Annotated in this window: 22 protein-coding genes; 13 read left to right on the forward strand and 9 right to left on the reverse strand. The window is 63.8% G+C overall.

Translation table 11 applies throughout. From position 1 onward, the window contains the following. Nucleotides 1–72: 72 nt before the first annotated feature. The 3 genes from GCN78_RS25990 to GCN78_RS26000 are packed head-to-tail and all read right to left on the reverse strand — an operon-like array spanning nt 73 to nt 3808. Nucleotides 73–2391 carry a CPBP family intramembrane glutamic endopeptidase gene (locus GCN78_RS25990; RefSeq protein WP_152254293.1) on the reverse strand — a complete coding sequence of 773 codons (2319 nt, stop codon included), beginning with the start codon at nt 2389–2391 and terminating at the stop codon, nt 73–75. Then, entirely contained in the window at nt 2388–3119 is a 732-nt protein-coding gene (locus tag GCN78_RS25995; protein ID WP_152254294.1) for an ABC transporter ATP-binding protein, read from the reverse strand. Before GCN78_RS25995 ends, GCN78_RS25990 begins: the two co-directional genes overlap by 4 nt. Continuing rightward, the gene (locus GCN78_RS26000) at nt 3116–3808 is read right to left on the reverse strand and encodes an ArsR/SmtB family transcription factor (RefSeq protein WP_152254295.1); all 693 of its coding nucleotides are present in this window, start codon (nt 3806–3808) and stop codon (nt 3116–3118) included. The genes GCN78_RS25995 and GCN78_RS26000 overlap by 4 nt, the downstream gene beginning before the upstream one ends. Nucleotides 3809–3884: 76 nt before the next feature. Between GCN78_RS26000 and GCN78_RS26005 the strand changes: the two genes are divergently transcribed. Both GCN78_RS26005 and GCN78_RS26010 read left to right on the forward strand, forming a co-directional pair. Further along, nucleotides 3885–4988 (forward strand): cytochrome P450 family protein, encoded by a 1104-nt coding sequence (locus GCN78_RS26005; RefSeq protein ID WP_152254296.1) that lies wholly within the window; start codon nt 3885–3887, stop codon nt 4986–4988. Beyond that, on the forward strand, nt 4985–5332 hold the full coding sequence (locus GCN78_RS26010; RefSeq protein ID WP_152254297.1) for an antibiotic biosynthesis monooxygenase family protein: 348 nt from the start codon (nt 4985–4987) through the stop codon (nt 5330–5332). Before GCN78_RS26005 ends, GCN78_RS26010 begins: the two co-directional genes overlap by 4 nt. A gap of 3 nt (nt 5333–5335) precedes the next feature. On the opposite strand, the gene GCN78_RS26015 is transcribed toward GCN78_RS26010, so the two are convergent. Further along, nucleotides 5336–5788 carry a hypothetical protein gene (locus tag GCN78_RS26015; protein ID WP_152254298.1) on the reverse strand — a complete coding sequence of 151 codons (453 nt, stop codon included), beginning with the start codon at nt 5786–5788 and terminating at the stop codon, nt 5336–5338. 177 nt (nt 5789–5965) lie between these two features. Here GCN78_RS26015 and GCN78_RS26020 point away from each other — a divergent pair, with 177 nt between their 5' ends. Further along, nucleotides 5966–6232 (forward strand): hypothetical protein, encoded by a 267-nt coding sequence (locus GCN78_RS26020; RefSeq protein WP_034748940.1) that lies wholly within the window; start codon nt 5966–5968, stop codon nt 6230–6232. 90 nt (nt 6233–6322) lie between these two features. Here GCN78_RS26020 and rpoH read toward each other — a convergent pair whose 3' ends face one another. The 5 genes from rpoH to GCN78_RS26045 form a co-directional block, all read right to left on the reverse strand. After that, on the reverse strand, nt 6323–7216 hold the full coding sequence (gene rpoH / locus GCN78_RS26025; RefSeq protein WP_152254351.1) for an RNA polymerase sigma factor RpoH: 894 nt from the start codon (nt 7214–7216) through the stop codon (nt 6323–6325). A gap of 423 nt (nt 7217–7639) precedes the next feature. Then, a complete protein-coding gene (ftsX, locus tag GCN78_RS26030) occupies nt 7640–8560 on the reverse strand; it encodes a permease-like cell division protein FtsX (RefSeq protein WP_152254299.1) in 921 nt (306 codons plus the stop codon). Beyond that, on the reverse strand, nt 8557–9294 hold the full coding sequence (locus GCN78_RS26035) for a cell division ATP-binding protein FtsE (protein WP_152254300.1): 738 nt from the start codon (nt 9292–9294) through the stop codon (nt 8557–8559). The genes ftsX and GCN78_RS26035 overlap by 4 nt, the downstream gene beginning before the upstream one ends. Before the next feature lie 8 nt (nt 9295–9302). Continuing rightward, a complete protein-coding gene (gene ftsY, locus GCN78_RS26040) occupies nt 9303–10358 on the reverse strand; it encodes a signal recognition particle-docking protein FtsY (RefSeq protein ID WP_152254301.1) in 1056 nt (351 codons plus the stop codon). Nucleotides 10359–10523: 165 nt separating this feature from the next. Then, a complete protein-coding gene (locus tag GCN78_RS26045; RefSeq protein WP_226939831.1) occupies nt 10524–11504 on the reverse strand; it encodes a MerR family transcriptional regulator in 981 nt (326 codons plus the stop codon). Nucleotides 11505–11671: 167 nt separating this feature from the next. Here GCN78_RS26045 and GCN78_RS26050 point away from each other — a divergent pair, with 167 nt between their 5' ends. The 10 genes from GCN78_RS26050 (at nt 11672) to GCN78_RS26095 (ending at nt 21337) form a co-directional block, all read left to right on the forward strand. Further along, nucleotides 11672–12985 (forward strand): NAD(P)/FAD-dependent oxidoreductase, encoded by a 1314-nt coding sequence (locus GCN78_RS26050; RefSeq protein WP_152254302.1) that lies wholly within the window; start codon nt 11672–11674, stop codon nt 12983–12985. Further along, nucleotides 12975–13772 carry a DUF1365 domain-containing protein gene (locus tag GCN78_RS26055; RefSeq protein WP_152254303.1) on the forward strand — a complete coding sequence of 266 codons (798 nt, stop codon included), beginning with the start codon at nt 12975–12977 and terminating at the stop codon, nt 13770–13772. The genes GCN78_RS26050 and GCN78_RS26055 overlap by 11 nt, the downstream gene beginning before the upstream one ends. Next, complete coding sequence (locus tag GCN78_RS26060; protein WP_413465239.1) at nt 13769–15010, forward strand: class I SAM-dependent methyltransferase; 1242 nt, start codon at nt 13769–13771, stop codon at nt 15008–15010. Before GCN78_RS26055 ends, GCN78_RS26060 begins: the two co-directional genes overlap by 4 nt. 2 nt (nt 15011–15012) lie before the next feature. Continuing rightward, nucleotides 15013–15561, forward strand: a complete 549-nt coding sequence (locus GCN78_RS26065; protein WP_152254304.1) for a chalcone isomerase family protein — start codon at nt 15013–15015, stop codon at nt 15559–15561. Continuing rightward, complete coding sequence (locus GCN78_RS26070) at nt 15558–16838, forward strand: MFS transporter (protein WP_152254305.1); 1281 nt, start codon at nt 15558–15560, stop codon at nt 16836–16838. Before GCN78_RS26065 ends, GCN78_RS26070 begins: the two co-directional genes overlap by 4 nt. Further along, nucleotides 16826–17386: a DUF3833 domain-containing protein gene (locus GCN78_RS26075; RefSeq protein ID WP_152254306.1), complete on the forward strand. Its 561-nt coding sequence runs from the start codon at nt 16826–16828 to the stop codon at nt 17384–17386. The genes GCN78_RS26070 and GCN78_RS26075 overlap by 13 nt, the downstream gene beginning before the upstream one ends. Further along, nucleotides 17383–18150 (forward strand): SDR family NAD(P)-dependent oxidoreductase, encoded by a 768-nt coding sequence (locus GCN78_RS26080; protein ID WP_152254307.1) that lies wholly within the window; start codon nt 17383–17385, stop codon nt 18148–18150. Before GCN78_RS26075 ends, GCN78_RS26080 begins: the two co-directional genes overlap by 4 nt. Further along, nucleotides 18147–18584, forward strand: coding sequence for a nuclear transport factor 2 family protein (locus tag GCN78_RS26085; protein WP_152254308.1), 438 nt, complete (start codon nt 18147–18149; stop codon nt 18582–18584). Before GCN78_RS26080 ends, GCN78_RS26085 begins: the two co-directional genes overlap by 4 nt. A gap of 974 nt (nt 18585–19558) precedes the next feature. Further along, nucleotides 19559–20644 (forward strand): porin, encoded by a 1086-nt coding sequence (locus GCN78_RS26090; RefSeq protein ID WP_152254309.1) that lies wholly within the window; start codon nt 19559–19561, stop codon nt 20642–20644. A 150-nt stretch (nt 20645–20794) separates the two neighbouring features. After that, nucleotides 20795–21337 carry a hypothetical protein gene (locus tag GCN78_RS26095; RefSeq protein ID WP_152254310.1) on the forward strand — a complete coding sequence of 181 codons (543 nt, stop codon included), beginning with the start codon at nt 20795–20797 and terminating at the stop codon, nt 21335–21337. Nucleotides 21338–21397: the final 60 nt, after the last annotated feature.

The raw sequence follows: 21397 nt of genomic DNA on the forward strand, positions 1-21397 counted from the left end.
GCGTGATCTGTGCGTAGTCATTGGTTGGGATACGGACGGAAACGTGTGCGATTCTAGCAAACCCGGCAATAATCACCTATTCATCTGATAGCCGAGCATGGCGGCGTTGTACAACGCGTGCGTGAGCATGGGCGCCAGCAGCGCGCCGCTGCGCTCATACGCGATGCCCGTGCACAGGCCCAGCACGAAGACGGGCAGCATGGCGGCCGGCGGATGCACGATGGCAAACAGCGCGGCAGCGATGCCGATCGCTTGCCAGGCCGGCAGCGAGCGGCGCAGGCCGCCCTGGATCAGGCCGCGAAAAATGAATTCCTCGCACAGGGGGGCGGCCAGCACGCCCAGGGCCAGCAGCCACAGGCTGTCCCACGAACTGCCGCCCACTGCCGCAGGTGGCCGCGGCACGAGCGTATAGGCGATGCCGCAGAGAGCCGATATTGCCGCGCCTGCCGTACCCCAGCGCCAGGGGTGCCGGCCCCGTGCCATGCGCGGCACGCCGGCCGTCTTGCTGCGCCAGTAGACCAGGCGCACCAGCGCGTACGTGAGCGCGCCAGCACCGCCGAAGGCGATGGCCATTTGCGCCAGCGGCGCGGCCACCTTGTCTTTGAGCAGGAGCAATGCCAGAGTCTGCAGGGTGAAGAACAGCATGGCGGCGATCAGACCGTCCGACGCGCAAACGCGGGCCGGTGGCGAGGCGGCCGGGTCGAGCAGGTAGGGCACTTCATCGCGTGCTTTTTGCCACAGGGCCAAGGCCAGCGCCGCCGTCAGCACGATAAACGCCAGCTGCTGCGCCAGGCTGCCGGCCGCCAGCGCGGCGATGTACAGGCCGGTCAGCAGCAGGTATAGATACGTGTAGGCAGGCCGTATCTTTACCGCCGCCTCGGCGGACAGCGGATCGCTGGCAAACACGCCCAGCGCCACGGCGATCGCCGAGTACAGGGGGATGCCGGCCAGGGCCAGCAGCATCAAACCCGCCATGTCCCACCGCCAGGCATCTTGCCAGGCCAGCGCCGCGCTGAACAGGATCATGGGGTAGAGCAGGGCCAGCGCGGCCCACAGCTGGGCTTTTTGCCGCAGCGCCTGGTCGACGGCGACGGGAAACGTGTACAGCAGCCACAGCGCGCCGCCTTCCTTGTTGAGGGTCTGGAAGGCCGACATCATCAGCACATAAGTGCCGAGGAAAAAGCCGGTAGAGGCCAGCAAGGCGGGGCTGGACAGCAGCACGTGCAGGTCGCGCGCCTGGCCCGAGAACAGGGCCTGGCCACCGAGGATCAGCAAGGGCATCAGCAGGGTTTGCACGAGAAAATTGCGGTCGCGCAGCAGCAAGGTCAGCTCGCGGTGCTGGATCACCGTGCCGAGGCGAGCGCGCCACTTGCCAGCGGACTGGCTCGCAGGGGAGCGCTTGCGGCCGGCCTCGCGCTGGCCCGTGCCCACCACGCCGTGGCGCAGCTGGCGGCGCAGCAGGGCCATGCCCAGCAGCATCAAGCACAGGCATTGCGCCAGCAGCAGGACGGCCGACAAGGCCGCTGTCGCACCTTGGGCATTGAGCAAACTCACCAGCAGGCCCGGTGGCGTCCAGGCGTTCCAGGCCGGCATGGCCGCCGCCCACTCGTGGGCAAAGCCGCCCGTGCCCATGCCGAACGACATGCCCATATACATGGGAAACAGGCCGGCCACCGACAGCAGCGCCTGCAAGTTGCCTAGCTGCGCAGGATTGAGCGACAGGCGCAAGCCCGTGTCGATCAGGGTACGCAACATGGCCGCCAGGGCCAGCAGGAGCAGGCAGGCAAACAACCCCGACAGCGGCGAAAACCAGCCCTGGCCCGAATACCAGGCGATCATGGTGGTACCGGGCCACAGCACCAGCAGGCCGAGCGGGTTGACCAGCGTGCGCTCGAGCACGCGCGCCCACAGCAGGGTGCCCTTGTCGACGGGCAGGGTGACCAGCCATTCCAGGTCCCAGTCCGGCTTCGACAGTTCGCCCATGCCCAGCGGCAGCAGCAGGCTTACCAGCCACAGCAGCGTCAATTGCAGCGTCAGGGCGCCCGCCAGCGCCGTACTGAACGGTTGCTCGATCAAGTGGGCGATGACGGGCGCCAGCACGCGCTCGCCCGCCTGCAGGCTGCCCTTGGCCTGGCAAACGCTCACCTGGTCGAGCAGGCAATGCATGTTCAGCAGGTTGTGGCGGGCGATATTGCCGGAGGCAAATAGCATGGGCAAGAGCAGCAGCGCGCCCAGCAGCCAGCGTCCTTGTTTCTTTCCCGGCGTGGCGGGCCGGCTCTTGCTGTTTTTCTTGAAGGAAAAGCCACGGCCGCTGACGTTGAGCAGGCGTTGCAGACGCAAGCGGGTCAGCAGCCAGACGGCGCGCCAGGCGGTCGGTGGCGCCAGTGTCATGCCGGGGACGTTTCATCGGTGAGTTGCAAGAAGAGCTCTTCCAGGCTGCCATCGCTGGACAACTGCTGGCGGATCTCGTCCAGGCTGCCCGTGGCGACCAGGGCGCCACGGTGAATGATGGCAACCCGGCTGCACAGCTTTTGCGCCATATCGAGCAAATGCGTGGACACGAAGATCGTCGCGCCGGCGGCGGCGCAACGCAGCAAGCGTTCCTGCACGTCGCGCGAGGCGCGCGGGTCGAGGCCGTTGATCGGTTCGTCGAGGATCAGCACGGCCGGATCGTGGATCAGCGCGCACGCCAGGCCCAGTTTTTTCTTCATGCCCAGCGAGTAATTGACGGCAAAATCCTCGCTCGCTTCGTCCAGGCCAAATTCCGTCAGCAGGCGCGCGGCGCGCGCGGCCGCTTCCGCGCGCGAAAAACCATGCATTTCGGCCACGAATTGCAGGATTTCGCGGCCCCGCAAATAATCGTAAAAGACGGGATTGTCGGGCAGGTAGCCCACCTTGCGCTTGACGGCGGCGCCATCGCGGTGGCAATCGAGGCCATCGACCAGCACGCGGCCGGCGCTGGGCACGAGGATGCCCATCAGCATGCGGATGGTGGTGGTCTTGCCGGCCCCGTTGGGACCCAGGAAGCCGAAGACCTCTCCTTTGCCTACTTGCAGGGTCAACGGCTTGACGGCTTCGAACGTGCCGTACTGTTTGGACAAACCTTCGAAGCTGATCATGGTGCCCCCAGGGCCGCCAGCAGGCGCCGTTCGCCGTCTGGCGTGAGGCGCAGGGCACGGCTGTCGAGTTCGCGCTCGGCCCAGCGCTGGCGCAGGGCCAGCTGCAGCAGGGCGGCCCCCAGCGCGCCGCCCAGGTGGGCGCGCCGTTCGCTCCAGTCCAGGCAGGCGCAGGCAAAGCGGCGGCGCTGCCGCCGCAATTGCGGCAGGTCGATGCCCAGGGCCGCCACGCCGGCCGCGCCCGCTTCTGATAGCTGGTAATCGCCGCCATCGTCCAGCAGCCAGCCTTGCGCGCGCAACTGGTCGTGCAGCGTGACGGCGACGCTGCCGGCCATGTGATCGTAGCAGGTGCGCGCATGGCGCAGGCGGTCCGGCGTGCTGGGCGTAAATGGCGTCGCCGCCACGCCGGCCACCACCAGCAGCGCTTCGAGGGCCTGGCCGACTTCCGCGCTGGCCAGGCGGTAATAGCGGTGCTTGCCCTGCGCCAGCATCGATAGCAAGCCATCCTCGCGCAAACGGCTCAAATGGACGCTGGCCGTCGAGGCGCCTACCTCGGCCAGCGTCGCCAATTCCGTGGCCGTGCGCGCATGGCCATCGAGCAGGCTGCACAGCATGCGCGCGCGGGCCGGTTCGGCGATGGCGCCGGCCAGTTGCGCCAGGCCCATGTCGGCCGAGGGGAGTGTGTCATCCATGATTCGTCCGTGGGCGAAGTGTTGTGGTGGAAGGGGGAGCATACTCGGCTCCCTTCATCACTGCAATGGAATGCGCATGCCGCTCGACTATCCCGCCGATCCTTTTTCAGCCGTCACCCACGCGGCGCCCTACGATTACTATCGCCGCCTGGCGGACGGTCCGCCCCTGCGATTCGATGCGCGGCTCGATTGCTGGCTGGCGACGGGCGCGACCGGCGTGCGGGCCGTCCTCGAGCATCCCGCTTGCCGCGTGCGGCCACCGGGATTGGGCGTGCCGCACAACCTGGCGGGCACGCCATGCGGCGCGATTTTTGCGGAACTGGTGCGCATGAATGAGGGCGAGCGGCATGCCGTGCCGAAACAGGTGCTGGTGCGCGCGCTGGGCCAGGTGGATCTGGCGCGCCTGCAGGAGCGGGTGCTGCAGATTGCCTGCGACCGCGTGCCCGGCAGCGCCGCGCAGCTGAACGAGGCGATTTTTGAGTTGCCTCTGTTCGCCATGGCGGAGGTGCTGGGCTTTGCGCCAGCGCAATGGCCGGCGCTGGCCGCCTGGACGCGCGCCTTTGTCGCCTGCCTGTCGCCGCTGAGCAATGCTGGCCAACTGGCCGACGCACAGGTGGCGGCCGAGGCCTTGCTGCAAAGCTTTAGCCGTCTGCTGCGCCAGGGCGAGGTGAAGCCCGGCAGCGTGCTGGCTGCCATCGTGGCAGAGGCCGATGCCATGGGAGACGGCGTGCTGGCCAACCTCGTGGGCTTGCTGTCGCAGACCTGCGACGCCACGGCTGGCTTGCTGGGCAATGCCATCGTTGCCTTGCGCGCGCAGCCGCAGTTGTCCACGCGACTAAGTGCCGCGCCCGGGCTGTGGCCGGCCATGCTGCGCGAAGTGAGCCGGCACGATCCCGCCATCCACAACACGCGCCGCTACACGGCGGATGCCGTGACATTCGATGGCGTGCGCGTGCCGGCCGGACAGATGATCGTCGTCGTGCTGGCCAGCGCCGGCGATGCGGAGTTCGGCTTTGGCCATGGCCGCCACGCCTGTTCGGGCCGGTCCATCGCGCAGACCATCGCCACGGCTTGCCTGCAGGCGTGGGCCGCTGCGTTGGAAGACTTGCCGCTGGCGTGGAATTATCTGCCGTCGCTGAACGCGCGCATCCCTGTTTTTCATACGGGAGAAATGGCATGATCGCCGTGATTTTCGAGGTCTGGCCCGGCGCCGAAGGGCGCCAGCGGTACCTGGACCTGGCCGCCGCGCTGCGGCCCCTGCTCGATGAGGTCGATGGTTTCATGTCCATCGAGCGCTTCAGCAGCCTGAGCGAGCCGGGCAAATTGCTGTCGCTGTCCTTCTTTCGCGATGAGGCGGCGCTGGCGCAGTGGTGGCAGCTGGAAGCGCACCGCGCGGCGCAGTCGGCCGGCCGGCAAGGCGTGTTCGACGACTACCGGCTGCGCATCGCCGCCGTCGTGCGCGATTACGGCATGCTGGAACGGCAACAGGCGCCCGCCGACAGCCGCCGGTGCCACGATGCCTAGCGTTTAGCGGGGCAGCGCGCCCTGCGTGATTTTCACCTTGACCCGGTAGGTGGGCTCGGCCGCGTTCAGGGCGGGCGGCGTGGCCGGGTCGACGTCGAGCAGGGTGAACGTCAGGTGGTTGACGGTGACGGAACTGGCGGCACCGGGCATGGAATCGGACAAGACGATGTCGGTGGCACCCGCGCTGTTGAGCAAACTGAAACTGTAGCTGACGTAGCCTTTCCACACGCACACGGCGCCCTTGCGGCAGCGGCTGTCGTTGACGCGTTCGAGTTTCAGGGTGTCGGTGGCCGTGATGGCGACCTGTTCGCCCGGCGAGAGCACATGGGTGACGCTGCGCGGCGTGTTCTCCGCGTCGCCGGCGCTGCCGGCCGCGCCGCAGCCGGCCAGCACGGCCAGGCAGGCGAAGAACAGGGGAAGCAGCACGGTACGATAAGAGTGGGTCAGGTAAGGCATGTTTTTCCTTTCAGGTGGAGCGTCCCCGGCGTGGCGTCCACGCGTGGGATACCATGATAGTAACAAAATGATATTTTTCCGGCGCACCATAGGCGCGCTGCGGATGAATTGATGCGCCGGCCACGCGGCGCGCCGATTACTGCGTAGAATGGCTGTTTTGAAAATCAGGAAACAACCATGAAAAAAACCGACCTGGCCAAAAGCGATGCCAAGAAACTGATGGGAAAGATGAATGTTCCCGGCGCCGGTGCATTCGGTAAGGAAGCGGTGGTCGTCGACCGCCGCGAGCAGCGCAAGCGCGACCAGGCCCTGGGCCTGGTGCCGTTCGCCGTCAAGCTGAACAGCGATCTGGTGTTGCAATTGCAGACCCTGGCCAAGGAACGCGGCGCGGATCTGAATGAATTGGTCGCCGAAGTCCTCGTCAAGGGCCTGGCTGCAGCGTAACGGCTGACAATGTTTATCTGTTGATAAACATCAAAGTTCAAAACTAAAAGGCGCCTTGCGGCGCCTTTTTACTGCGGCTCTGGCTTGCGCTTACACGTAGGCGGCCAGGGCGCCCTTCATTTTTTTCAGCGCCGCCACTTCGATCTGGCGGATGCGCTCGGCCGAGACGCCGAACTCTTCCGCCAGCGCGTGCAGGGTGGCGCCGGAGCCGTCGTCGTTGGCCAGCCAGCGCGCTTCGATGATGCGGCGCGAACGGGTGTCCAGCTTGGACAGTGCCGTTTCCAGGCCTTCCGATTGCAGGCGCGTCACTTGTTCCGCTTCCAGCACCTTGGTCGGCTCGCTTTGCTCCGACGACAGGTAGGCGATCGGCGAAAACTTGTCGTCTTCATCGTCGGTCGGCGATTCCAGCGCGATGTCGCGACCGCTCAAGCGCGTTTCCATCTCGATCACTTCTTCGCGCTTCACGTCGAGCAGCTTGGCCAGCGCATCGACCTGCTTCGGCGTCATCGCGTCCAGGCCCGTCTTGTGGCTGCGCAGGTTGAAGAACAGCTTGCGCTGCGCCTTCGTCGTCGCGACCTTGACCAGGCGCCAGTTTTTCAGGATGTACTCGTGCATCTCGGCTTTCACCCAGTGCATGGCGTACGACACCAGGCGCACGCCCTGATCCGGATCGAAACGTTTCACGGCTTTCATCAAGCCGATATTGCCTTCCTGAATCAGGTCGGCGTGCGGCAGGCCATAGCCCAGGTAGCCGCGGGCAATCGAGACCACCAGGCGCAGGTGCGACAGCACCAGCTCTTGCGCGGCGGCCAGGTCATTTTTTTCACGCAGGCGTTTCGCCAGCGAGATTTCTTCGTCATGGGTCAACATGGGCAAGCGATTCACGGCCGAAATATAGGCGTCGATATTGCCCAGATTGCCAGTGAATCCGAGGCCCAGCGCATTACTTTTGGTCGGAACCAATGCGGACGTTGCGGACATCATAGTCATGTTTTCTCCCTCGTAGTCTTGCTTTGTTCCAGTTGGCCACGTCACGCGACGTGGTCCTCTTATCTATTCGTTTTCAGTATTCGGTCTTGCACTTTGCAGATCGCGGCACCATCTTGATCTGGCATCCATGGCGGCTCTGCGTTTGGTATGTCCCTATATTAGCACTCTCCGCTTGAGAGTGCCAATCAGCACATTTAATCGTCCTGATAGCCTAAATGCTATGGGGATTTAATGCTTGATAAATGTATATGAACAGCGATTGGAGCGGCTCTGCAGGCCGCTTCACGACAACGTAGCTAGTCTACGGCCTTTGGCTGAAGCGAACCTTAAGAATGCTTGCTTAATATCAAGATAACAGCAGTATAAGGATGACGCGGCGCATGGCGGCGCCAGGAGCGCCGCCATGGAAGGGGATGGTCAGTTCAGGCGCGCCAGGTGGCGCTGCACGCAGAGGAAGGCGCCGATCAGGCCCAGGCCGGCGCTGACGGCCAGCAAGCCTGCCATCGGCAGCGGCGCCAGCGGCACCAGCTGGAATTCGGACGCGTACAGGCGGGCAAACTCGGCGATCGCCGTATTCAGCGGCTGCAAGGCCAGCGCCACGGCGCCCAGGGCCAGCGCACCGGCGCACACGCCCAGCAGGGCGCCCGTGTAATAGAAGGGGCGGTGGATGAAGGTGTCGGTGGCGCCGATCAGCTTCGAGATGCTGATTTCATCGCGCTGCTGCATCACTTGCAGGCGGATGGTATTGAAGACCACGGCGATCACGGCCACGCCCAGGGTGATTGCCAGCAACAGCAGCACCAGGCGCAGCACGCCCAGCAGGGCTGCCAGGCGCTTGACCCAGGCCGAATCGACTTGCGCCGATTCCACGCCTGGCAGGTGCCGCAGCTGTTCTGCCACCGCGTCGACGTCCTGCGCCTCGCTGGCGCTGCTGAAGGCGTCGAGTTTCAGCACATAGCTGTCGGGCAGGGGGTTGTCGCCCAGGGTGCTGAGCACGTCGGCCAGGCCGTTCTTGTTTTTCAGGGTGTCGAGCGCCTGTTCGCGCGGGATGAAGACGATCTTCGCCTTTTGCGCACCCACGATCTTGCGCATGGCACTGGCCAGTTCCACGGCTTGTTCGCGCGGCGTATCGATCTTCAGGAAGACGCTGATTTCCGGGTCGACCGACATCTGTTCCGACATGGGGCGCACATTGTCGAGCATGGTCAAGCCGGCGAACGGCAGCGACAGGGCGATGGCGACGACGAGCACGTTCAATAAGAAGCCGCCCGGCGACTTGCGCAAGTGAATCAGCGCCGAACCGAGGGCGAAGCGGTGTTGACGGAACCAGCCTCTCATGCCTGTTCTCCCTGCGCGTCGTCCTGGTCGGGCGCGAAATCGGGATCGGGCGGGGCGAAGACGGGCGCCTGCGTGGCCTTGTCGATGGCCACCAACTGGCCGTTCTTCAGGTGGATCACGCGGGCGGCGGCGTCGAGCATCTGTTCGTCATGGCTGGAAATGAGGCAGGTCACGCCCACGGAATGGAACGCTTTCAGGGCGTCGAGCACCTTGTTGGCGCTGGCGCGGTCCAGGTTGGCCGTCGGTTCGTCGGCCAGGATGATCTGCGGCCGGTTGACGATGGCGCGCGCGATCGATACGCGCTGCTGCTCGCCGCCCGACAGCGACAGCGGACGCGCCATGGCGCGGTCCAGCAGGCCCACCTTGTCGAGCGCGGCGCGCGCGCGCTGCTCAGCAGCAACTTTATGCGCGCCGACGACGAGCAGCGGCAGCATGACGTTGGCCAGGATGGAGCGGTCGTTGAGTAATTTTTGCTGCTGGAAGATCAGGCCCATGTTCCGGCGCAAAAACGGCACGCCGGCCGGCTTGATCTTCGCCATGTCCTGGCCATTGACGATCAGCTTGCCCGACGTGGGGCGTTCCATGGCGGCGATCATTTTCAGCAGGGTGGATTTGCCGGCGCCGGACGGGCCGGCCAGAAACACCAGCTCGCCCTTGGCAATGCTCAGCGAAATGTCGCTGAGGGCCACGGCATCGGCGGAGTATTGCTTGGAGACGTGCTGAAATTCAATCATGTAGGGGCTTATCCGAGCAGCGCTTCGACAAATTCGGCAGCCACGAAAGGCTGCAAGTCTTCAATTTTCTCACCGATGCCGATGAAATACACGGGCACGGGACGTACGCGGGCGATCGCCGCCAGCACGCCGCCCTTGGCGGTGCCGTCCAGCTTGGTGATCACCAGACCGCTCAACTGCAGGGCATCGTCGAAGGCCTTCACTTGCGTGAGGGCATTCTGGCCCGTGTTGCCGTCGATGACGAGCAGGGTTTCATGCGGCGCGCCCTCCATGCCCTTGCCGATCACGCGCTTGATTTTCTTCAATTCTTCCATCAGGTGCAACTGCGTCGGCAGGCGGCCCGCCGTATCGACCATGACCACGTCGATGCCGCGCGCCTTCGCCGATTGCACGGAGTCGTAGGCCACGGCGGCCGGGTCGCCCGATTCCTGCGAAATCACGGTGACGTTGTTGCGCTCGCCCCAGACCATCAGCTGCTCGCGCGCGGCGGCGCGGAAGGTGTCGCCCGCGGCCAGCAGCACGGACTGGTTGTTTGACTGCATGTGCTTGGCCAGCTTGCCGATGGTGGTGGTCTTGCCGGCGCCATTCACGCCGGAAATCATCATCACCAGCGGCTTGTGGCGGCCCAGCTCGAAGCGCTTTTCCAGCGGCGAGAGCAGCTCGATCAGCAGCACTTTCAGCGCGGCCTTGACGGCGGCGGCGTCGAGCAGCTTGTCTTCCTTGACCCTTTTCTTCAATTCCGTGAGCAGGAATTCGGTGGCGTCGATGCCGGCGTCGGACATCAGCAGCGCCGCTTCCAGCTCTTCGTACAGGGCTTCGTCGATCTTCGCGCCGACGAACAGCACGGACAAGGTGTTCGAGGTTTTCGACAGGCCGGCCTTCAGGCGCGTCATCCACGATTTTTTCTCGGGTTCGGCGGCCACGATGACGGGCACGCGCTCGGCCGGCGCGCCGCTCAGGGGCGTGGCGGCAGGCTGCGGTGCAGGCGGCGTGGCGGGAAGGACGAGGGGCTCGGCTGGCGCAGCCTCGGGAGCGGTGGGTTTTTTCTTGAAGAAACTAAACATGGATGTGTGGTGGCGGGTGCTGACCTAAGGCCCGGCGGCGCCGGACACTGTTGTTACGGGCTATTCTACCAGAGCGCGCCCGGCGCTTGATGTTTTACTGTTCGATTGGCAACATTGCGCGGCTATCCACGGAGATCGCCGCAGTTGCCGCGCTTTTCGGCCGGTTCAGTGGGTTTGCAGGGCGTGCGCCTGGTGGCGGCGGCGCCAGGCGGCGATGCTTTCGTCGACTTGCCGCAAGTCCAGCACATGCAGGAAGGACGGCGGCTGCTTGTACAGGACGGGACTGCGTCCCCCTGCCCACAATTCCATGCTCGGAGGCAAGCTTGCATGCAGCTGCTGCAGGCTGTCGCGCGTCTGCCGTTGCTTGCTGGCGCTGGAAAACGACAGCGCCACGATATCGGCCCGCTGCGCGCGGGCGGCCGCGACGATGTCCGTCAGCGGCGTTTCCACCCCCAGCGACATGCAATGGGCGCCGGCCGCCGCGCACAGCGCCTCGGCCATCAGCAGCCCCAGGCCATGGCGCTCCTGCGGCAGGGTACTGAGGACGATGCGCGGCGTGCGCGTGGACGGGCTGCTCGCCTGTGGCAGGGAAAAAATGGCGTGGCGCATCACCGTCTGCAGGGTTTCGCTATACAGATGCTCTTCGTAGACGGCCAGTTCGCCGCAAGCCCACGCGTCGCCCACCATGCTGGTGAGGGGCGCGATGACGTCGATGGTGAACGCCTTCAGCCCCAGCACGGCCAGCGCCTGGCGCAGGGCGTCGCCCAGTTCCGCCATCTGGTGGCCGCGGCACAGGGCCAGGTAGTGCGCCAGTTGCGGTTGCGGCGAGGACGGCGCCGCGCTGCCGGCGCTGGCCAGCTGCTGCAGTTGCGCGGTGCTGTGCTGCATGATTTTTCCCGGACGAAATCCGAGGTCCAGCAGGCGCTTGACCATGCGCAATTTCTGCACTTGCTCGGCCGGATAGCTGCGTTCGCCAAAGGCGTCGCGCCGGGGCTGGGGAAAGGCGTAGCGGCGCTCCCACACACGCAAGGTTTCCTTGGCCAGCCCGGTGTCGCGTTCGACATCGCTGATGCTGAAGGCGGAAGTAGGTTGCAGGTCAGTATCCATACCAGGGTGGCTTTGCTCGCTTGCGGAAGAACGTGGCATGCATTTTACGCCTTCCGCCGCCCCGGACCAAATCGCTGAATCCGATTGGAAATGGCGAGCGTATAAGTTTGTGAACGGCAGGGGAGCACTCATTGACATAAATCAATATTTCATCGATTATCCATGATGCTCGTTTTGTCCAGGACAAACTCAATACAGGTGTACTCATGAAAATTGCCGTCGTCGGAGCAGGAATCGCAGGATTGTCGTGTGCTTATCGCCTGGCGCAAGCGGGCCAGGACGTCACCTTGTACGAGGCGGGCGACTACTTTGGTGGCCACAGCCATACCGTGGATGTGACGCTCGATGGCGTCACGCATGGCGTCGACACGGGTTTTCTTGTGTTCAATCACGCCACCTACCCGAACCTGGTGCAATTGTTTGACGAACTCGGTGTCGAGGCGGCCGACAGCGACATGTCGTTTTCCGTGAAGATGCCGCTGGGCACCACGCCCGATGCCCGCGTGCTGGAATGGGCGGGCGCCAATTTCGATACCGTATTTACCCAGCGCAGCAATCTGCTGCGCCCCGCCTTCTTGCGCATGCTGCGCGACATCGTGCGCTTCAACCGCCAGGCCAGCGCGCTGGCCACGGCGGCCGTGCCGGCGCCGGCCCTGTCGCTGGGCGAGTTTCTCGACCTGCACGGCTATGGTGACGAGTTCCGCCACTGGTATCTGCTGCCGATGGCTGCCTGCATCTGGTCGTGCCCGGCGCGCCAGATGCTGGCCTTTCCGCTGGCCACCTTCATCCGTTTCTGCCACAACCATGGCTTGCTGCAAGTGAGCAACCGGCCGCAATGGCGTACGGTGCGGGGCGGCGCGCGCGTTTACGTGGAAAAGCTGTTGGCGGGCATACCGCAGCAGCGCCTGGCGTGCCCGGTGCTGGCCGTGCGCCGCCAGCCGCATGGCGGCGCGCGCATGGTCGAGTTGCACACGGCCGCCGGCGTCGAGCATGCCGATCACGTCGTGCTCGCTTGCCACAGCGACCAGTCGCTGGCCCTGCTGGGCGATATCCGCGACGACGAGCGCTCCGTGCTCGAAGCCGTGCGCTACCAGCCCAACCGGGCCGTGCTGCATACGGATGCGTCCTGCCTGCCGCAGCGCCGCCGTGCCTGGTCGGCCTGGAATTACCAGGGCCGGCCGGCAGTGGCGGAAGGCGAGGCGCCGCAAGTGTGCGTGCATTATTTGCTGAACCAGCTGCAACCCTTGCCGTTCAGCACGCCCGTCATCGTTTCGCTCAATCCGCTTGACGAGCCCGATCCGGCCAGCATCATCGACGAGTTTTCGTATGCCCACCCCGTGTTCGATGGCGCGGCCATTGCGGCCCAGGCGCGCCTGGCCGGTTTCCAGGGCGCGCAGCACACGTGGTTCGCGGGCGCCTGGACGGGTTACGGTTTCCATGAAGACGGCTTGAAATCGGGCCTGGGCGTGGCGCAAAGCCTGCTGGGCCTGGCGTCCGCGGAGCTCGGCCATGCCGCGTGATCCCACGCAAGCCGCACTGCCGCAGCCGCAGCTGTGCCGGGGACGGGTGCGCCATGCGCGGCTGCGTCCGCGCGCGCATGCCTTTGCTTATGGCATGTTTTACCTGCGCCTGCCCCTGCGCAGCCTGGGCGCGCAGGATTTTCCGGCACGCCTGATCTCGCGCAACGGCGCCAATGTGCTGTCCTTCCGCGACAGCGACCACGGCGATGGCAAGACACCGCTGCTGGACTGGATCGATGGCTTGCTGCGCCAGCATGGCGTGGCGGACGCGGGTGGCGAAATCTGGCTGCAAACCATGCCGCGCATGTTCGGCTATGTCTTCAATCCCGTCAGCTTCTGGTTTTGCCACCGCCCGGATGGCGCGCTGCGGGCCGTGCTCTGCGATGTGCGCAATACCTTTGGCGAGCGCCATCTGTACTTGCTCGAACAGGGCGGCGCCATCGCGTACGGGAGCGAACTGGTTGCGAAGAAAATTTTCCACGTGTCGCCGTTTTGCAAGGTGGAAGGCCAGTACCGCTTCCGTTTCCTGCGCAATAGCGAACAAGACGGTGAGCGCCATCTGGCGCGGGTCGATTACGACGACCTCGCTGGCCCGCTGCTGCAGACGAGCTTGTCCGGCACGGCGCAGCCGCTGCGCGATGGCGTCATCGCCTGGGCCTTGCTGCGCTACCCCTTGATGACGCTTGGCGTGATGGTACGCATCCATTGGCAAGCCTTGCGCCTGTGGCTGCGCCGCGTGCCGTTTTTCAGCAAACCCCATCCTCCACAAGAAAAGGTGTCCCGATGAGCTCCGATTCCCTGCCGACCGGCCTGCATGCGCGCAGCAGTTCCACTCCCTCGCATGGGCATGCGCACCTGGACATGCCCGCTGCCGGGCGCATGATTGTGCGCCTGCTGGAAAAATTGCAGCATGGCGCCCTGCGCCTGCGCACACCCGACGGCAGCATCTTGCTGTGCGGCGATGGCAGCCTCCCCGTCACCCTGGACTTGCATAACTGGCGACTGTGCGCGGCCGTCTTGCGCTCGGGCGACATCGGCTTTGCGGAAACGTTTATCGCCGGGGACTGGCGCACGGACAATTTGCCGGGCTTGATCGAGTTGATGATACGCAACCGCGCACAGATCGAATCCTTGATCTACGGCAACTGGTGGGGCAATCTGCTCTACAAGCTGCGGCATTTGCTCAACCGTAACTCGCGCGCCGGCAGCAAGAAGAATATCCACGCCCATTACGACATCGGCAACGCCTTTTATCAGCTCTGGCTGGACCCGTCGATGACGTATTCGAGCGCCCTGTTCACCGAAGGCGCCAGCCTGGAGCAGGCGCAGGGCGCGAAGTACCGGCGCATCGCCGAGCAGCTGCAGCTGCGGCCGGGCCAGCGCGTGCTGGAAATCGGCTGCGGCTGGGGCGGTTTTGCGGAAACGGCGGCGCGCGACTGCGGCGCCCACGTGACGGGCCTGACCCTGTCGACCGAGCAGCTCGCCTATGCGCGCCAGCGCCTGCAGGACGCGGGCCTGGCAGGACAGGCCGACCTGCAACTGTGCGATTACCGCGACAGCGCCGGCCAGTACGACGCCATCGCCTCGATCGAGATGTTCGAAGCCGTGGGGCAAAGCTACTGGCCCGGCTATTTCGCCTGCGTGGCGCGCAATTTGAAGCAGGGCGGACGCGCCTGCATCCAGACCATCGTCATCGCCGATGCCTTGTTCGAACGCTACAGCAAGAGCACGGATTTTATTCAGCAGTACATTTTCCCTGGCGGCATGCTGCCTTCGCCGGCCGAGTTTCGCCGCGCCGCCGAGGCGCAGGGCTTGCGCGTGGAAGACGCCTTCAGCTTTGGCCTCGATTACGCGGAAACCTTGCGCCAGTGGCGTGCCAGCTTCCTGGCCCAGCGCACGGCGCTGGAAAAACAGGGCTTCGATGGCCGTTTCCTGCTGACCTGGGAGTTTTACCTCGCGTATTGCGAGGCCGCCTTCCAGGCGCACAACACGGATGTGATGCAATTTACCCTGATTAAGGAGTGATGATGCGCCAGTTGCTTGTCGCCGCTTTGCTGTCGTTGACCATGTTGGGTGCCGCGGCCGCGCCGCCGGCCTTTATCGCTGCCGACGTGCCCGAGGCCCGCCTGGCGGGCGAGGGGGAATACACGTGGTTCGGCATGCGTATCTATCGGGCGCAACTGTGGGTGGGCGCGAACGGTTATCAGGGCACGACGTCGGCGACGGCGCCCTTCGTGCTGGAACTGCGCTATGCGCGTGCGCTCGATGGCAGGAAGATCGCCGAGGCCAGCTATGAACAGATGCAGAAGATAGGCGCGGGCACGGAAGCGCAGCGCCTGGCGTGGCTGGCCACCATGCAGCGCATCTTTCCTGACGTCAAGGAAGACCAGCGCATTGCGGGCGCCTACCGTGCCGGCATCGCACCCGGCGTGCGCTTTTACCTCGATGGCAAGGTGCTGGCCGACGTGAGCGATGGCGACTTCGCGCGCGCCTTTTTCGCCATCTGGCTGTCGCCGTCGAGCACGGCGCCCAAGCTGCGCGGCGCGCTGTTGCAGAGTGCGGCGCCGCTGCCATGACTGCCGGGGCCAGCGCCTTGAGCTTGCCGGCCTTGTTCAGTTATGGCTTGTTCGGCTTGCCGCTGGCCATGCTGGCGCTGCCCATCTATATATATGTGGCGCCGTTTTATGCGCAGCGCAGCAGTCTTGACCTGGCGCAGATCGGCGCCGTCCTGCTGGCGGCCCGCATCGCCGCCGCTTTCATCGATCCTGCCCTCGGCGCCTGGATGGCGCGGGGCCGGCGCGGCTATGCCGTCCATGTCGGCGCCGCGCTGCCCTTGCTGCTGCTGGGCTTTGGTGCCCTGTTCCATCCGCCGGCCATGCCGCAGGCGGCCACCCTGGCCTGGTTCCTGGCCGCCTTGCTGCTCGTGTATGCCGCCTATGGCCTGGCCGGCATCGCGCACCAGAGCTGGGGCGCGGCCTTGAGCCAGGCGCGCGGCCAGCGGGCGCGCGTGGCGGCCGTGCGCGAAGGCTGCGGCTTGCTCGGCGTGATCCTGGCGGCCGGGCTGACTTCCGTGCTCGGCTATGACGGCCTGTCGCTGGCCTTTGCCGTCTGCCTGCTGGGGGCGGGCGCGCTGCTGCTGGCGCGCGCGCCGCGTCCGGTTTTGCGGCAAGGCACGGCGGTGCTGCCCGCTGCCGCCTGGCGCCTGCCATTGCGCCAGCGCGCGTTTCGCTGGCTGTTTGCCGTCCTGCTCGTCAATGGCGTGGCCGCCGCCATCCCCGCCACGCTGTTCCTGTTCTTTGCCACCGACTACTTGCGCCTGGGCCATTACGCAGGACCGTTCCTGATCGTCTATTTCTGCGCGGCGGCCGCCTCGATGCCCGTGTGGGTGGCCCTGGCGCGCCGCTTTGGCGAGGCGCGCGCCTGGGGCGGCGCCATGCTGCTGGCCGCGACCGTGTTTGTCTGGGCGTATGGCCTGGGCGCGGGCGCCGCCTGGGGCTTTGCCGCCATTTGCCTGCTGTCGGGCCTGGCACTGGGCGCCGACCTGGCCTTGCCGCCGGCCCTGCTGGCAGGGTTGATCGGCGCGGCCGGCCATGCCGGGCGGCATGAGGCGGCGTATTTCGGCTGGTGGAACTGGGGCGTGCAGATGAGCCTGGCGCTGGCGGCCGGCATCGCCTTGCCCCTGCTGGCCTGGCTCGGTTATGTACCGGGCAGCAGCGGCGGCTTGCCGGCCCTGTCCGCCAGCTATGCCTTGCTGCCCTGTGCCTTGAAGCTGCTGGCGGCGCTGCTGTTGTGGCGCGCGCCCCTGCAACATATATATAGTGATCACCTGGAGAATCGCCCATGCGCCTCATGAACTATTGCAAACGCCGCCTGCCGCTGGCGGCCCTGTTGCTGGCGCTGGCCGCCTGTTCCACGCCGCCCACGCCGGCCACGTATGCGCAGGAATTGCCGCAACTGGACTTGCAGCGGTATTTCAACGGCACGCTCGATGCGCACGGCATCTTCCAGGATCGTTCCGGCAAGGTCGTGAAACGTTTTACCGTTGTCATGCGCGCCAGCTGGCAGGGCGAGACGGGTATTCTGGACGAGGATTTCACATATTCGGACGGCAGCCGCCAACGGCGCGTGTGGACTCTGCGCAAGACGGCGCCCGGGCGCTTCATCGGCACGGCGCCCGACGTGATCGGCGAGGCCGTCGGCGAAGTGGCCGGCAATGCCTTGCGCTGGCAATACGTGCTGGCGCTGCCCGTCGATGGCACGGTCTACCACGTCGACTTCGAGGACTGGATGTTCTTGATGGACGACAAGGTCATGCTGAACCGCGCCGCCATGAGCAAGTTCGGCTTCAGCCTGGGCGCCGTCACTTTATCGTTCAGCAAGCGTCCGCAGGCGGCCCCATGAATCGCAAGATCAGCAGCTGGGCCGGCAAACGCGTGTGGATCATCGGCGCTTCCAGCGGCATCGGCGCCGCTTGCGCCACCTTGCTGCTGGGGCAAGGCGCCAGCGTGGCCCTGTCGGCCCGTCACCGCGCCAGCCTCGAGCAGTTGTGCGAGGGACAGCCGCTGGCGCAAGCCTTGCCGCTCGATATCACCGAGCATGCGCAAGTGCGGGCCGTGTGCGTGGCGTTGCAGCAGCAGTGGACGCATATCGACCTGATACTGGTGGTTGCTGGCGGCTATCAGGCCATGCGCGCCGATAGTTTCGACCTCGAGGCGGCCCAGGGTTTGCTGGCCCTGAATGTGGGCGGCGTCTTCAATTGCCTGGAGCAGGCCTTGCCGTGGCTGTTGCGCCAGGGCAGCGGCGGCATCGGCATCGTCGGCTCGGTAGCCGGCTATGGCGGCTTGCCCAAGGCGCTCGCGTATGGCGCCAGCAAGGCGGCGCTGATCAACCTGACGGAGTCGCTGTATTTGGACTTGCATCCGCGCGGGATTGATGTGTATCAAATCAACCCGGGTTTTGTCGCCACGCCCTTGACGGCGGACAATGATTTCACCATGCCGGCCTTGATGACGGCGCAGGACGCGGCGGCCGCCATGCTCGACGGCATCGAGCGGGGCCAGTTCCACATCCACTTTCCCAAACGTTTTACCAATACCCTGCGCCTGGCCCGGCTGTTGCCGTACCGCGCCTATTTTTGGCTGATCCACAAGGTGACGGGCCTATGACCGCAACCATGGAAGGCGCGCTGGCGCGCCTGGTGGCGTTTTACGAGCACCTGAGCCTGGAGGGCCTGGCCCAGCTGGGCGCCGTGTATGCGCCGGACGCCCGCTTCAAGGACCCGTTCAACGAGGTCGAGGGCCATGCCGCCATCCTGGCCATCTTCGAGCACATGTTCGTGCAAGTCGATGCGCCCCGGTTTGTCGTGCTGGAACGCCTGGGGCAGGGAGAGCAAGCGTTCCTCACGTGGGAGTTTCGCTTCCGCATGAAACGCCTGGTATCCGGAGAACAATGTATTCGTGGCGCAACACATGTGCGCTTCGATGCGCAGGGACGGGTGGTAATGCACCGCGATTATTGGGATGCGGCGGAAGAACTGTATGAAAAACTGCCTGTGCTGGGCCCTTTCATGCGCATGCTCCGGCGCGCAAGCCAGCGCTAAGCGTATTTCTAGATGCTTTTAAGCAAAAAATCGGAAAAAGAAAAAGTAAATTACGTGGAATTGGGCTGGCGAAAACTTGACTTCGGTCAATGTGTCGTTTTTTTGACACAAATATGTCAAAATATTGAGAAGGCAACATTGTAAGAAATTGTTTCAACTGATGCGGAATTTGCAAGCAAGAGTCGTCCTCATCCGTTTCAATTGGATGGCTGAAGCATTGGCTGGAAAACATGGAAAACATTTCTATGTGAGCAATTTAAATTACCGGAAAGTCAGTAATTGTGTTATCACTTTGCCTATTTTTTCGATGCGCGCGCCGACGTCGAAAATAGCGCCTACGCCCCTGAATAATGCGGCAACGCACCAAAATAGGGCGCCAAATTTCCCGTTTTCGGGCATCCGGCAGCAAACATTGGCGATGCCGTGTATGCTTCGTCCCGTTTATCCATTATCGCCTGACAAATTGTGTGCTTTGTCGCGTAAATCTTCGAGGGCAAATGGTGGGTAAAGCATGTTGACGTTTTAATCATGCGCCTGATACTGTTGCACTAATACAACGGGTGTCGACAAGGCATGCGTTATGATGGAATGGTCAATCAGGCCAATGCATTGGTTGGCAAGGGGCACTGGCTCTGTCGCGTAGTACGGTTGGCGATGGTCGGGATGCCTGAAAAAGCCCCCGGCCTGGTACCGGAAGTAACATGTTGGAACTTGATGGAATGTGAAACGGTCGTTATAGTGCCGCTTCCGGTGCCTTTTGAGCACCGAACCGGCGCACGAAAATACGGTCGCTCTGCAGCCTTCAAGCTTATCGGTGCAATAGCGTGCCGATACCGATATGAATGTTCCTCTGACCGGAACAGCAATGTGGCAGGTGGAGACCTTGCCCTCACTCATAAAAAGCGCTCTGCTAGAGCGCAGCTCGAGATGCATAGGCTGTATTACTTTTTGCTTCAAAATTAAAGGAAATCGCAATGAAAAAAACTCTGATCACTCTGGCAGTCCTGGCAGCAGCCACCGGCGTAGCCCAAGCTCAATCGAGCGTTGTTATCTACGGTACCGTTGACGCTGGTTTCGTCAGCGAGCGCGGCGGTGTTAACGGCAACGTTAACAAACTGGACAGCGGCATTGGTTCGGCTTCCCGTATCGGCTTCAAAGGCACCGAAGATCTGGGCAGCGGCCTGTCGGCACTGTTCGTTCTGGAAACGGGTTTCAACGTTGACAACGGTACGCAAGACAAAGCCGGTTCGATCTTCAACCGTCAAGCTTACGTTGGTCTGAGCAGCAAAACGACCGGTACCCTGACCCTGGGTCGTCAATACACCCCTTGGTACAACACCCTGTCGAAAGTTGCTGATCCATTCGCAGCTGGCTACGCTGGTTCCGCAAAGAACTTGTTCACCTCGAACACCCGCACCAGCAACACCGTGGTTTACGCTTCGCCAAACTTCAACGGCTTTGACGCTGACGTGGCTTACACCTTCGGCGAAAACGCTGAGTCGAACAAAATCGGCCGTCAAATCGGCGCGTCGGCTGGCTACTCGAACGGTCCTCTGAACGCTCGCTTTGCTTACAACAACACCGACAACACCCAGTTCCAAATCGGTAGCGCACGTAACTACCTGCTGGCAGCTAACTACGACTTCGCAGTTGCTAAAGCTTACGTCGCATACGGCGTGAACAAGGGCTACAACAGCATGATCGCTAACAACGCCGTACAAAATGCTAACGGTTCGTTCTCGACCCGTAACGCATTCGGTGGTGCTGACGCTGCATTCAGCCGCGATAGCAACAACATCCTGGTTGGCGCAACCGTACCTGTTGGCCCAGCTGGCACCGTCATGGCTTCGTTCATCCGCACGAACGACAAAGACGCAACCAATGCTGACGCTGATCAATGGGCACTGGGTTACTCCTACGCTCTGTCGAAGCGCACGAGCACCTACGCTTCGTACGCCAAGATCAAGAACAAGAACGGCGCTGGCTACACCGTTGGTAACAACAGCAATGTTGGTACGGGCGACAAAGCCTTCAACGTTGGTGTTCGTCACTCGTTCTAATATTCGCGCAAGCGAAGCTTAGTACCGCTAAGGCATCCCTTCGGGGATGCTGCATGCAAAGAAACGCGCTGTCTGGCTTCGGCCTGGCGGCGCGTTTTTGCATGGGCGGCGCCAGTTATAATGGCGCCGTTACTTAAGTAAAGGAATGTCATGAATGCATTGAAATCGCCGCGCCTGGCCGCCATGCTGGCCGTGCTGCTGCTCGCTGGCGCCACGGGTGCCGCTGTCGCCGCCGTCAAGGGCAAGAAGCCGGCCGGACTGGAGCGCTACGGCGTGGCCGTCTACTCGGACCTGTGCCTGCAAAAGGATAGCGGCGAAATCGGCGGTCAGCGCGTCACCCTGCACCGCTTCGCCGAAGCCGATTCCGTCATCTATGAATTCACGGCGGGCGCTCTGAGCTGGCCTATTGTCGCCAATGACGTCAATCTGGATGCCGCCACCGGCGCCTTCGACTTCACCATCGCCGGCGCCGACAATGAGGAGCGCACCATCGTCGGCAAGTTTTCCAAGGATGGGCAGACCCTGACCCTGGAAGGCGATTATTGCGGCGGCAATGTGCGCATGCCCATGAAACTGAGCCGCGTGCGCGATTTCGGCCGCCCCTTGAAAAACTGCACGCCATGTCCGCCGATGCCGGCCGCGCCCGCCGAGGCAGTGCCTGCCGAGGAAAGCGCGCCAGCGCCCGCCGCCTGAGCGATTGCCGCCGTCAAAATGAAAAAGGCCCGGTATCGACCGGGCCTTTGCTATTGTCAG

The sequence above is a fragment of the Janthinobacterium rivuli genome, assembly GCF_009208735.1.
Lineage (GTDB): Bacteria > Pseudomonadota > Gammaproteobacteria > Burkholderiales > Burkholderiaceae_D > Janthinobacterium.